The sequence below is a fragment of the Pseudomonas sp. UBA1879 genome (assembly GCF_002338065.1).
Lineage (GTDB): Bacteria > Pseudomonadota > Gammaproteobacteria > Pseudomonadales > Pseudomonadaceae > Aquipseudomonas.
This window is the reverse complement of record NZ_DDHJ01000026.1, coordinates 71,121-85,637: the sequence shown is the minus strand read 5'-3', so window position 1 is coordinate 85,637 and position 14,517 is coordinate 71,121. Positions and strand designations below refer to the sequence as shown.

The following is a 14,517-nucleotide window of genomic DNA, read 5'->3' as shown; positions in this document are numbered from 1 at the left end:
TCATAGGGTCGCGACTTATCAGGTATGGATGGCGGCCGAGACAGCGGCGCGGAAAATCTCGGCGATCTGGTCGATCTGCGCCGCTGTGACGATCAGCGGCGGGAGGAAACGGATGACGCTGGAATGACGGCCGCCGACTTCAATGATTAGCCCCCGTTGCAGGCAATGGCGCTGAATCTTCGAGGCCAATTCGCCGCTGTGGGGAAAACGCCCCAGCACGTCCGGACGGCCCTCGGGGTCGACCATTTCCACGCCGAGCATCAGGCCCATACCGCGCACGTCGCCCATTTGCGGAAAGTCTTTTTGCAAGGCACGCAGATGACCGCTCAAACGTTCGCCCATGGCAGCAGCGTGTTGATCCAGTTGCTGCTCGCGCACGATGCGCAGGGTGGTGGCACCGGCCACCATCGCCAGTTGGTTGCCCCGGAAAGTCCCGGCGTGGGAACCGGGTTTCCAGACGTCGAGCTTCTGGTGATAGACCACCACTGCCATCGGCTGACTGCCGCCGATGGCCTTGGACAGCACCAACACATCGGGCACGATACCGGCGTGCTGGAAGGCGAACGGCTTGCCGGTACGGGCCACGCCGCACTGGATTTCGTCGAGGATCAGCGGCACCCCCGCCTCGTGCGTGATGCGACGAATCTCCCGCAGCCAGTGGGCCGACGTGGGCACCACACCGCCCTCCCCCTGCACCGTTTCAAGGATCATCCCCGCCGGTGGCAACACGCCGCTTTCCGGGTCGGTCAGTTGGTTCTGGATGTAATGCAGGCCGATGCGTTCCCCGGCCTCACCGCCTACACCGAACGGACAACGGTAGTCGTAAGGGAATGGCAGGAACTGCGCGTTCGAGGCCATGCCGTCCAGATACGCTTTTGGCCCCAGATTACCCATCAGGCCCAGCGCACCCTGAGTCATGCCGTGGTAGGCACCATGAAAGGCCATCAGGTTGCTGCGCCCGGTGGCGGTGCGCACCAGTTTCAGCGCCGCCTCGACCGCGTCGGTGCCCGCCGGGCCGCAGAATTGAATGCGCGCGTCCTTGGCGAATTCCGGCGGCAGCAAGGCGTACAGCTCGCGAATGAAGTCGTCCTTGGCCTCGGTCATCAGGTCGAGGGTGTGGAGCGGGCGCTGACCGTCCAGCAGGTTGCGCATCGACTGCACCACCTCGGGGTGGTTGTGGCCCAACGCAAGGGTGCCTGCGCCGGCCAGGCAGTCGATGAACCAGCGCCCTTCGCTGTCTTGCACATGAATGCCCTGGGCGCGCTTGAGTTCCAGCGGAATGCGCCGCGGGTAACTGCGGGCGTTGGATTCCACGGCCGCCTGCCGCGCCAGTCGCGCGTTGGGCGCGAACCGGTAATCGGCGTTGATCAATGCGACCTCTGGGCTCAGCTCGCCAATGGACGTGACGTTGTGTGGGCTATGCATATTCCTGCTCCTGAAAATCCTGGGACTGAGGGCGCTCGTTGACCTGCGCGAGGGACTCGGCCAATTGGGTAATGAACGACTGATCACGGACGATCGAGAGGTGGTCGGCATCGATCCAGGCCGAAACCTGCATGCGCCCACCCATGCCCTGCTCCAGAAGAGCCGGTGCGTTTTCGTTGTTTTCCGGCGACTGCTCGGCCCACCAGGCGTACACCGGCACGCGGAGCGTCGGGATGTCCCGGCATTGGTTGGCCAACTGGCGCATGTGCCGCTCGACGCCGAGCAACTGCTGCCAGTGTTCGTCGCCTTCGGCCTCGCCGTCAGCTAAGGATTGAGGCGCCGTTTCTGGCACTGGTGGACGCGGCTGCCCGGCGCCTGGCACGTAGCCGTCGATCAGGCCGATGAACGCCACGCGTTTGCCCAGGCGGGTCAGCAGACGGGCCATTTCCAGCACCATCGTGCCGCCCATCGACCAGCCGATCAGGCGATAGGCCGCGGACGGCTGCTGCTCCAACAGCGCCTTGACGTAGTCGCGGGCCATTTGTTCGATGGACGTGTCGCGCCACTGGCCGTCCAGCACCTGACGGTTCTGAATCCCCCACACGTCCCACTGCGCCGACAGACGCCGCGCCAGCGCGTAATACCCGACCACCGTGCCGCTGACCGGGTGCACGCAGAACACGGCGGGCTTGTCGCTGGCGCCGCTGCTCAGGCGGATCAGCGGGTTCGGGGTGCCAGAATTGCTCGCCGGTTTGGCCTGTGCGACTGGCGAGGCGTTTTTGATCGGCAGGCCATCCAGCAACTCCACCAGCGCGGCGCGAAACGCCACTTGCAGCCGCTCGATGGTCTCGCGCCCATAACGCTGACCGCTGAAACGGAAGGTCAGCCCGAGTTGCCCGGCGAAGACCTGGCCGTTGATTTCCAGCTCGCGATTGAGCGGCGTAGTCGGGTCGATCAGGTCACCGGCAGGCACCGTCGATGGCGCGAAACGGCCATCGCCCAAATCCTGATCGAACTGGCCGAGGTAGTTGAACACCACCTTCGGCTCCGGCAGGGCGGCCAGTCGTTGACGCACGGATTCGCTGCCCAAATAGCGCAGCAGGCCGAAACCGACGCCTTTGTCCGGCAGCCCTCGCACGACGGCGCGCACCTGATCGACGGTCCGCCGAATGTCGCTCGCCGCCTCGACCCGCACCGGGAACAGGCTGGTGAACCAACCCACGGTGCGGCCAACGTCCAGGCCTTCGCTGAGCGCTTCACGGCCGTGCCCTTCCAGTGCAACGAGGTGCTCGCATTGACCGGTCCAGCGGCCCAAGGCCTGAGCCAATGCCGCCAGCAGGATTTCATCCACCCGCGCCTCCAGCGCCGCTGGGGCTTCGCGCAGCAGGCGGCGGGTCAATTCCGTATCCAGCAGCAGTTCGGTCTGTTCGAGGTCTTGCTGGGTGGCGCGACCTTCGGCGTGGTCCACCGGCCAGACGCCCTCGCCCTGCCCGATTCGCTCGACCCAAGACGCCACTTCGGCTTCTCGCTCAGCGGCCTGCGCCGCTTGCAGCAGATGCTGCGCCCAGCGTTGATAGCTGCTGGATTTCGGACCGAGATGAACGTCGCTGTTCGACGCCAGTTGCGCGTAAGCGCGGGACAGGTCTTCCAGCAACACACGCCACGACACGCCATCGACCACGAGGTGATGGGCCACCAGCAACAGGCGTTGACCTTGCGGCATCTGCGCCAAGACCAGTCGCAGCAGCGGCCCGTTGTCCAGATCGAGGCTGCGTTGAGCGGCCTGACACAACGCCGTCAACCCGGCGTCATCGGCCACATCGCGCACCCACAGGCTGCCGCTCGCCGGCGTCTGGCGATACGCCTGTTGCCAGCTGCCATCGTCGCGCTGAGTGAAACGCAGGTTCAGCCCGTCATGATGGCGCAGCACGGCGTCCAACGCTCGGCCCAGCACGGCCGCCTCCACCGGGCGTTGAACCTCTAGCAGCAGCGCCTGGTTGAAATGCCCGCGATTGACCATCGGCTGTTCGAAGAAATGCGCCTGAATCGGCGTCAGCGGCAGCTCGCCGGTTGGCGTTTCATCGACGATCACTTGCGCGCTGGCTTCAACCGCTGTCAGCCGCAGGGCCAGGTCTTTCAGCCGTGGATGGCTGAACACGTCCTTGGGCACCAGTTTCAAACCGATTTGGCGCAAGCGGGTGATCACCGCCAGCGACTGAATCGAATCGCCGCCCAGCTCGAAAAAGCTGTCCTGGCGGCTGACGCTGTCGATGCGCAGGAGCTGCTGCCAGACCTGCGCCAATTGCGTTTCGCGCTCACCTTGGGGCGCTTCGAAGGCGTGGCTGCTGATCTGCGGGTTCGGCAGCGCGTTGCGGTCGAGCTTGCCATTGGGCAGCTGCGGCAGACGCTCCAGAATCACGATGTGCGCGGGCACCATGTATTCCGGCAGCGTGCGGCCTAGTTGCTGCTTGAGGCTGTCTTCGCTCAGCGCGTTGCCGCCGACGTAGCCCAGTAGCTGTTTGCCGCTGGCCCCGTCGCGGACGATGACCAGCGCCTCACGCACGCCCTTGCAGCCCTTCAACGCCGCTTCGATTTCGCCTGCTTCGATGCGGAAACCACGAATCTTGATCTGGTGATCGATGCGGCCCAAATACTCCAGCAGTCCTTCGCTGTTCAGGCGCACGCGGTCGCCACTGCGGTAAATGCGCTCACCGGCGCGGAACGGGTGCGGCAAGAAACGCTCCGCGGTGGCGCCCGGACGGTCCAGATAACCTCGCGCCACGGCGCCGCCCAGATACAGCTCACCGGCGATGCCTTGCGGCAGTGGGTTCAAATCCGCGTCCATCACGTAGCCCTGACGGTCGCCCACCAAGTCGCCAATCGGCGCGTAGGCCGTGGTGAAATCGGCGGTCTCCGCAGAGGCCAGCCACAACGTCGGCGTGACCACGGTTTCGGTCGGCCCATAGCCGTTGATGATCCACAGCGGCTGCAGGTTGCGAATCACGTCATGCAGCATTTCGCGGCTGAACGCTTCGCCAGCGAAGCAGTAGGTTTTCACCCCCGGCCCCTTGCCCTGCAAACCGGCCCAATCCGACAGCTGACGCAGATAGCTCGGTGGGAACGAAGCGACCGTGATGCCTTCGCGAATCAGCGTGTCGTAGGTCTGCTCCACGCTCCACAGTTCCTGGTCGCGCAGGACAACACGAGCGCCGTAACACATCGGCATCATCCAGCCTTCGTGGGCGCCGTCGAAGCTGATCGACAGGAAGTGGAATTTCCGGTCCTCGGCGGTGAAGCGGTAACGCTCGCCGATGGTCTGGATATGCATCGAAATGTCACCGTGGGCGATGGCCGCGCCTTTGGGCTTTCCGGTCGAGCCGGAGGTGTAAATCAAGTAAGCCAGCTGTTGCGGATGGATCGTGACGTTTGGCGCGGTGTCCGGTTCCGATGAAACGTCCAGCTGATCCAGATTGAGCAACGGCACGTCACCCACCGGCACGCGATTCAGGGCTGCGTCATGGGAAATCAGCAGCTTCACGCCGCCATCTTCAAGCATGTAACGCAGGCGCTCGGTCGGATAATCCGGGTCCAGCGGGATGTATGCGCCACCCGCCTTCAGCACCGCCATGAACGACACCCACAGATCGACCCCGCGCTCCATGGCAATCGCCACCCGCACTTCGGTGCCGATGCCACGAGCGCGCAAGGCGTGGGCCAGTTGGTTGGCGCGACGGTCGAACTCGGCGAAGGTCAGGCGCTGTTCACCGTGGACCAGCGCGATGCTGTCAGGACGCAAGTGGGCATGATCGGCGATCAGTTCGTGAATCGGTCGATCCACGTACGGCGAGAACGGCGGTGTGTTCCACTGATCCAGCGCGGCCAGATCGGCCTCACTGAGCAACGGCAAGTCGCCGATGGCCGTTTCCGGTGCGGCGCAGACGGCGTTCAGCACGGTCAGCAGTTGGTCGTACAGACGCGCCACGGTCGCGGCGTCAAACAGGTCGGTGGCGTAGTCGAGATAGCCGCTGATGCGCCCGTCCTGATGTTCGAAGGTGCCGAGCACCAGGTCGAACTGCGCGCCCTTGATGTCCCATGGCTGCGCTTCGATGCTCAGGCCGTCGAATTGCAGGCGGGACATGTCCGGCTGTTGCTGGTGGTTGTAGCTCACCTGGAACAGCGGGTTGACGCTCAGGCTGCGCGCCGGTTGCAGTGCTTCCACCAACTGCTCGAACGGCAGGTCCTGATGGGCATGAGCACCCAGCAGGTTGTCTTTCACCTGAGCGAGCAGTTCCGTGAACGGCTGATCGCCCCTTACCTGCGCGCGCAGCACCAGAGTGTTGACGAAGAAGCCGATCAGGCCTTGAGTTTGCAAGTCAGCCCGCCCCGCCACCGGCACGCCGATGCGCAGGTCGCGCTGGCCGCTGAGGCGATACAGCAGCGTGTCGAAAGAGGCCAGAAACAGCATGAACAGCGTGGCGTCCTGCGCCTTCGCCGTGCGCCGCAGCCGGTCGGCAAGCTCCTGCGGCAACACGAAGGCATGGCGCCCGCCCTTGCCGTCACGCTCGACGGGACGGGAACGGTCAGACGGCAATTCCAGCACCGGCTGCTCATCACCCAGCGCCTCGCGCCACCAACTCAGCTGCCGCTCGCGTTCACGACCGCTCAGGTAGTCCCGCTGCCAGGCGGCGTAGTCGGCGTATTGAATCGTAAGGCTCGGCAGTTGCGCGTCCAGACCTTGGGAGAACGCGCGGTACAGCTGCGCGAAGTCGTCCAGCATGACCTGCACCGACCAGCCGTCGGAGACGATGTGGTGCATGCACAGCAGCAAGCGCCATTGATCGTCCGCGATCCGCGCCAGCCCGACCCGCCACGGCGCACGCTCGGCGTCGAGGTCGAACGGCTGTTCCATGAAGGCGTGCGCGAGTTCAGCGAAATCGGCCTCAGGCTGGTCGCTGTCGCGCAGGTCGTGACGCGCAACAGGCACCGGTCCTATCGGCAAAATGCGCTGCAACGGCACGCCCTGCTGGCCCGGTGTGAAGCAGGTGCGCAGGCTTTCGTGACGGGCCGCCAATGCCTCGAAGCTGCGCTGCAAGGCGTCGACCTTCAGCGTGCCGCTCAGGTTGAGCACACACGGCAGGTTGTACGCGGCGCTCTCCGGCTCCAGTTGCGCGAGGAACCACAGCCGCTGTTGGGCGAATGACTGCGGCGCGAACTCACGGTCGCTGCCGGGCAGCAACGCGGGCATGGCGGCCTGCTCGGCGCAGGTGCTGAGGTACTGCGCGAGATCGGCCAGCACCGGCGACTCGAACAACGCTCTCAATGGCAGCTCAAGCGTGAGGTCGCGACGGATCTGCGCCACCAGCTGAATCACCAGCAACGAGTGACCGCCCAACTCGAAGAAGTTGTCCCGACGCCCGACCTGCGGGATGCCGAGCAGGTCTTGCCACAGTTCCGCCAGTTCGCTTTCGACGCCGCTCAGCGGCGCTTCGAAATCGCGCTGTTGCAGCTGCGGTTCGGGTAGCGCCTTGCGGTCCAGCTTGCCGTTGGCCGACAGCGGGAAGCGGTCCAGCGTAACGAGATAAGCCGGCACCATGTACTCCGGCAGGCGCTGTTTCAGTTGGGTGCGCAGCTGCTCTTCATCGAACGCTCGGGCAACGAGGTAGCCCACCAGCTGCGTGCCAGTGGCGAGTTGGCGGGCGACCACGACCGCTTCGTTGATCGCCGGATGGTCCAGCAGCGCTGCTTCAATCTCGCCAATCTCGACCCGCAGGCCGCGCAGTTTGATCTGGTGGTCGAGGCGTCCCAGGTATTCAACGGCGCCATCCGCACGCCAGCGCGCCAAGTCACCGGTGCGATACAAACGCTCACCATGGCCAAACGGGCTGGCGACGAAACGCTCGGCGGTCAGGCCGGGGCGTTGGTGATAGCCGCGCGCCAGACCAGCGCCGCCGATGTACAACTCGCCCGGCACGCCGATGGGTTGCGGGTTAAGGCGGCTGTCCAAAATGTGAATCTGCAAATTGGCAATCGGACGGCCAACCGGCACCGACGCGCCGGGCTCGGTGGTGCAGGTCCAATGGGTCACGTCGATGGCCGCTTCGGTTGGGCCGTAGAGGTTGAACAGACCGGCATTCGGCAGGCGTTGCAGGGTTTCCCGCGCCAGATCGGCAGGCAGGGCTTCGCCGGAACAGACGATGCGTTTCAGTGATTCGCAGCTGCTCAGATCGTCCTGAGCCATGAACGCGGCGAGCATCGACGGGACGAAGTGCAGCGTGGTGATCGTGTGCTGTTTGATCAAAGCGGTGAGCAACGCAGGGTCGCGATGATCCCCGGGCTGGGCCATGACCAATCGCGCACCGACCATCAGCGGCCAGAAGAACTCCCATACCGAAACATCGAAGCTGAACGGTGTTTTTTGCAGCACAGCGTCGGAGGCGTCCAAACCGTAGGCGTCCTGCATCCACGCCAGGCGGTTGAACAGCGCCCCGTGGGTGTTGCCTGCGCCTTTCGGTTTGCCGGTCGAACCGGAGGTGTAAATCATGTAGGCCAGTTGCTCGGGGTGAATCTCTACAACAGGCGCTGTTGCTGGTTGATCGTCGAGAGCTAGGCGATTCAGATTCAGCACCTGCAACCCTTCCACAACAGGCAGTTCGTTGATCACTGCGTTGTGGCTCAGCAACAAGCCAATCCCCGCGTCTTCCAGCATGTAGCGCAAACGATCAGCCGGGTATTCGGGGTCCAGCGGCACATACGCAGCGCCCGCCTTCACCACGGCGTACAAGGCGACGACCATTTCCACCGAACGCAGCGCCGCCACGCCCACCAGCGATTCACGCCCCACGCCCTGCCCGCGCAGGTAATGAGCGAGTTGATTGGCGCGCTGATCCAGTTGCGAGTAGGTCAGCACCTGATCCCCGCAACGCAACGCTTCACGCTCCGGATGCAGCTGCGCCAGACGCTCGAACTGACGGTGAACCAACAACGATTCGTCACCCCTATCCCGCGCCGTGCCATTCACCTGAACCAACTGCACCCGGTCCTGCGCATCCAGCAATCCAAAGTCGCCTATTGCCGCCTCAGGCCGCGCCAGCAAATCATCAAACAGCTGCACAAAACGCTGGTGCAGACGCTCGACGCTGCGGTGATCGAACAAGTCGGTGGCGTAATTCCACGACCCGCCCAACGAACCGTCCACGTCCTCCCACGTGTTCAGCGCCAGGTCGAACTGGCTGCTGCCATCGTCCAGCGGTAACACCTCGGCGGACAGCCCCGGCAGACCGGCGAGCGGTTCGAAGTCCCGTTGCTGATGGTCGTACGCGACCTGGAACAGCGGGTTGTGGCTGAGGCTGCGGTCCGGTTGCAGCGCTTCCACCAGTTGCTCGAACGGCAGGTCTTGATGGGCCTGGGCGCCGAGGGTCGTCGCCTTGGCCAGCGCCAACACGTCGTGGAAAGTCAGTTCGGCAGACACTTCGGCACGTAGCACCTGGGTGCTGACGAAGAAGCCGATCAGGCCTTCCACCTCCAATCGCGAACGCCCGGCAATCGGCACGCCGATGCGCAAATCGCTCTGCCCGCTCAGGCGATACAACAGCACCTGATACGCCGACAGAATCGCCATGAACGGCGTGACACCCTCGGCCTTGGCGAACGTGCGCAGGCGCTGGCTGAACGCGGTATCGAAGCCAAACAGCAGGCGATCACCCTGATAGCTCTGTTGCGCGGGACGCGGCCGGTCGCCGGGTAATTCCAGGACCGGGTGCTCATCGCCCAACTGCTCGCGCCAGTAGCGCAGCTGCCGCTCGCCCTCGCCCGCCGCCAGCCACTCCCGTTGCCAGACGGCGAAATCGGCGTACTGCACCGGCAACGGGTTCAGCTGCGGCGGGCGACGTTCCACGGCAGCGCGGTACAGCTCGCTGAATTCCTGCAACAGCACGCGGACCGACCAGCCGTCAGAGATCATGTGGTGCAGGCACAGCAGCAGACGTTGTTCGTCCGCTGCGACCCGCACCAGCGCCACACGCCAGACCGGGCTGCGCGACAGATCAAAGGGACCTTTGACGAAGCTCTGCGCCAGTTCATGGAATGCGGTTTCAACATCGGCTGCGTGGCGGATGTCCAGATGCTCGATCGGTACCGCACTCGCCGGTTCGATCTGTTGCAAAGGCACGTCGTCCCCCGCGACGAACCGGGTGCGCAGCACTTCATGACGCGCTGTCAGCCCATCGAACGCCGACTGCAATGCGGCTTCGTTCAATTCGCCCCGCAGGCGCACGGCCCCCGGCAGGTTGTAGGCGTGGCCGCCCGGTTGCAGTTGATCGAGGAACCACAGCCGCTGTTGCGCAAAGGACTGCACCGCACGGCTGGCGTGACGCGGCGTCAGCTCAAGTTGCAGTTCAGGCTGTTCAAGCTGAACGATGCGCGAGGCGAAATCCACCAGACGCGGCGCGTCGAACAGCGCGCGCAACGGCACGCTCAGGTTGTGTTCGTGGCGCAGGCGGGAGATCAGTTGCATCGCCAGCAGCGAGTGGCCACCGAGTTCGAAGAAGTGATCGAAACGCCCCACCGCTTCGAGCCCCAGCAGCGATCGCCAGGACGCCGCGAGCTGCTGTTCCAGCGCGCCTTGGGGCGCTTGATAGTCACTGGAACTGACCTGCGGGTCTGGCAGCGCATTGCGGTCGAGTTTGCCGTTAGGCAGTTGCGGCAGGCGCGCCATGACGATGATGTGCGCCGGAATCATGTATTCCGGCAGGGTCACCTTGAGTTGCTGTTTGATCTGCTCGTCGTTCAGGCCGTTGCCGCCCACATAACCCAGCAGCTGTTTGCCGTTCGATGTGTCACGGACGATGACCAGCGCTTCACGTACGCCCTCGCAGCCTTTCAACGCCGCTTCGATTTCGCCTGCTTCGATGCGGAAACCACGAATCTTGATCTGATGATCGATGCGGCCCAGATACTCCAGCAGCCCTTCGCTGTTCAGCCTTACGCGATCGCCGCTGCGGTAGAGGCGTTCACCGGCGCGGAACGGGTGCGGCAAGAAACGCTCGGCCGTGGCGCTCGGACGGTCCAGATAACCTCGCGCCACGGCGCCGCCCAGATACAGCTCACCGGCGATGCCTTGCGGCAGCGGGTTGAGATCCGCGTCCATCACGTAACCCTGACGGTCACCCACCAGATCGCCAATCGGCGCGTAGGCCGTGGTGAAATCGGCGGTCTCCGCAGAGGCCAGCCAGAGCGTCGGCGTGACCACGGTTTCGGTCGGCCCATAGCCGTTGATGATCCACAGCGGCTGCAGGTTGCGAATCACGTCATGCAGCATTTCGCGGCTGAACGCTTCCCCGGCGAAGCAGTAGGTTTTTACTCCCGGCCCCTTGCCCTGCAAACCGGCCCAATCCGACAGCTGACGCAAATAGCTAGGTGGGAACGAAGCGACCGTGATGCCTTCGCGAATCAGCGTGTCGTAGGTTTGCTCCACGCTCCACAATTCCTGGTCGCGCAGGACAACACGAGCGCCGTAACACATCGGCATCATCCAGCCTTCGTGGGCGCCGTCGAAGCTGATCGACAGAAAGTGGAATTTCCGGTCCTCGGCGGTGAAGCGGTAACGCTCGCCGATGGTCTGGATGTGCATCGAAATGTCACCGTGGGCGATGGCCGCGCCTTTGGGCTTTCCGGTCGAGCCGGAGGTGTAAATCAGGTAGGCCAGTTGTTGCGGATGAATCACAACGTCCGGCGCAGTGGGCGGCTCAGCCGAGACGTCGAGCTGATCCAGATTGAGCAACGGCACGTCGCCCACCGGCACGCGATTCAGGGCTGCGTCATGGGAAATCAGCAGCTTCACGCCGCCATCTTCAAGCATGTAACGCAGGCGCTCGGTCGGATAGTCCGGGTCCAGCGGGATGTACGCCCCGCCCGCTTTCAGCACCGCCATGAACGACACCCACAGATCGACCCCGCGCTCCATGGCAATCGCCACCCGCACTTCGGTGCCGATGCCACGAGCGCGCAAGGCGTGGGCCAGTCGGTTGGCGCGGCGGTCGAACTCGGCGTAAGTCAGGCGCTGTTCGCCGTGGACCAGCGCGATGCTGTCAGGACGCAAACGGGCGTGATCGGCGATCAGTTCGTGAATCGGGCGATCCTCGTATGGCGAGAACGGCGGCGTGTTCCAGGCGTGCAGTTCGCTGACGTCGCGCGCGGTGAGCATCGACAGGTCGCCGATGCACGCGTCCGGGAAGCGACAGATGCCATCCAGCAAGGCCTGAAAATGGCCGCACAGGCGGTCGATCTGTTCGGCGCTGAACAGGTTGCTGTGGTAGTTGACGTGAATGTGCGCCCGCTCGCCCGCCACCACCGCGAGGCTCAGCGGGTAGTGGGTCTTGTCGCTGAGTTCGACCGTCCCAATGTTCACGCCTCCTGCCTGCTTGTCCCGCAGCACGGCGTCCACCGGGTAGTTCTCGAACACCACCAGGCTGTCGAACAGGTCGCGCCCGGCATGCCCGGCGAAGCGCTGGGCTTCGAACAGCGGCGTGTGTTCGTGTTCGCGCAGTTCGAGGTTGTGCGCTTGCAGCTCATTGAGCCAGTCGCCAACCTTCTGCTGTGCGTCCGGCGCCTGCACCAGTGGCAGGGTGTTGATGAACAGGCCGAGCATGCGTTCGATGCCCGGCACCTGGGCCGAGCGACCCGACACCGTGGCGCCGAAGGCCACGCGTTTTTGTCCGGTGTAGCGCTGCAACAGCAGCACCCAGACCGCTTGAATCAGGGTGTTGGCGGTGACGTGCTGACGGCGGGCGGCACTGTTCAGCAACTCGCTGTCGAGGTCCATCGACCTGACCTGCACCTGAGTCGGCAATGGCTCGCCCGTGGTCGAGGTCGGCGGGGTCAAGGCTGTGGCCATGAGGGTCGGCTGTTCGAAACCGGCCAGATGGGTCTGCCAGAACTGCGCGCTGCGCTCGGTATCGCGGCTCAGCAGCCACTCGACGTAATCGCCGTAATGCCCGGCCGGCATCGGCGCGGTGTCTGTCATCGTCGCTTGAATCACTTCGCCCAGCACGGCCGCACTGCTCCAGCCGTCGAGCAGGATGTGGTGGAAGGTCCACACCAGTTTCCACAGGGTCTCGCTCTGGCGCACCAGCAGCACCCGCATCAGCGGCGCCTGGTGCAGGTCGAACGGCGCTTCACGCTCGGCGGCCAGGACCTCGGACAGCGATTCGGTGCCGCTGCGCAAATCCAGCTCGCGCACCGCCAGCATGGCGTCGCGGCGGATCAGCTGGACCGGTTGCTGGCTGCCGCTCAGGCGCAGGAACGCGGCGCGCAGGATCGGGTGACGCTGCACCGCCGATGTCCACGCCGATTTGAAGCGGGCCAGCGGCAGGTGATCGATGTCCAGCGCCACTTGGTTGATGTACAGGTCGCGGGCATCGTCGCCGGACTGCACGGCGCTGAGTTCGCTGTGAAACAGCAGGCCCTGTTGCATCGGCGTCAGCGGGTACAGCTGCTCGATATCACGGGGGGGAATCGGCAATGCATCCAGCTGCGCCTGGTTCAGCCCCAATGCCAGCGTCAGTGCCGGAAAATCAGACGGCGTGACGGCCGAGTGGCGGCGGCAATGTTCGATCACCTCGTTCAGCGCCACGGCGTAGGCGTCGAGCAGGCGCTGAATCGACGCGCTGTCGTGACGTTCGCCGCTGTAGCTGCACGTCAGGCTGAACTGGCCGTCGCGCACCTGCGCGTCGAGGGACAGCTCGCACGCCAACGGCGCGTCGGCAGCACGCTGGGCGCCGCCGCTTTCGCTTGCCAGATCGAACAGACCGCTGCTGTTTTGCACCCGCCCCATGTAGTTGAACAACACGCAGCCTTGCAGCGACGGCAACGCTTCGCCACGCAGGTGACGCAGCAGGCCGTAACCCAGGCCGCCGTGGGGCACGGCCCGCAGGGTTTCCTTGGTGTGTTTCAGCGCTTCATCGAGGTTGTCATGGGCGTGCAGGCTGACCGGGTACAGGCTGGTGAACCAACCCACGGTGCGCGAGGGATCGACGCCGTCGAACAGGTCTTCGCGACCATGGCCTTCCAGCGCGATCAACGCACGGGATTCGCCGCTCCAGCGTTGCAGGGCGCGGGTCAGTGCGGTGAGCAGCAAGTCGTTGATCTGCGTGCGATAGGCCGCTGGCGCTTCATTCAGCAGCGCTTGGGTTCGGGCAGCATCCAGTTGCAAATGTCGCTGCTGCACGACGCTCTGCTGCGCCTTGCCTTGAGGATTGGCGCACGGCAGTGGCGGCGCGCTCGGCAAGTTGCGCCAGTAGTCAGCCTCCGCCAGCACCGTATCGCTGTAGGCGAAATCCAGCAGGCGATTGGCCCAACGCTGGAACGGCAGGCCCTTCTCGCCCAGATCGATGTTCAACCCGGCCTGCGCCTGAGCGTAGGCGTTGTGCAGGTCGTCCAGCAGGATGCGCCACGACACACCGTCCACCACCAAGTGATGCACCACCAACAGCAGACGTTCGCCACCTTCGGCCAATTGAAAATGCACCGCGCGCAGCAACGGGCCGTCCTTGAGATTGAGGCTGGCCTGGGCTTCGTCACAGGCGTGAGTCAGCTGAGCGACGCTGATTTCGCGCTGCCACAGCAGTCCCTCAGCATTCTCTTCAGGGCGATAGCGTTGCTGCCAGTGGCCGTTGTCCTGTTGCGTGAAGCTCATGCGCAGGGCGTCATGATGATGGATCAGCGCTTGCAGGGCCTGGGCCAACGCCGGCGTTTCAAGCGCTTCGGTCGGGGTCAGCAGCAGCGACTGGTTCCAGTGGCTGCGTTGGCGCATGGGCTGCTCGAAAAACCAATGCTGGATCGGCGTGAGCGGAATATCGCGGTTGAAGGCGATGCGCGCCAACGCGGCGGCCTCATCACGATTCACCACCTGCGCGACCTGCGCCAGTTCAGCGATGGTCTGGCGCTCGAACATCTGCCGGGGCGACAACTGAATGCCGCGTTTCTTGGCGCGGGCGATGATTTGCAGGCTGAGAATCGAATCACCGCCCAGCGCGAAAAAATTGTCCTGACGGCCGACTTGCTGAACACCGAGCAGGTCTTGCCACAGTGCGGCCA

The 14,517-nt window shown here is 64.3% G+C and carries 2 protein-coding genes (1 of these 2 cut by a window edge); both read right to left on the bottom strand.

Annotated elements, in window-relative coordinates:
• Positions 1-18 precede the first annotated feature (18 nt).
• Positions 19-1,425, bottom strand: coding sequence for an aspartate aminotransferase family protein (locus tag B3N48_RS26600; protein WP_296188802.1), 1,407 nt, complete (start codon positions 1,423-1,425; stop codon positions 19-21).
• Positions 1,418-14,517 carry the 3' portion of a non-ribosomal peptide synthase/polyketide synthase gene (locus B3N48_RS26595; protein ID WP_296188800.1) on the bottom strand. 3,052 nt of this gene lie beyond the right edge of the window, so 13,100 of the gene's 16,152 nt are visible here — the last part of the coding sequence; the start codon falls outside the window, past its right edge; the stop codon is at positions 1,418-1,420. The genes B3N48_RS26600 and B3N48_RS26595 overlap by 8 nt, the downstream gene beginning before the upstream one ends.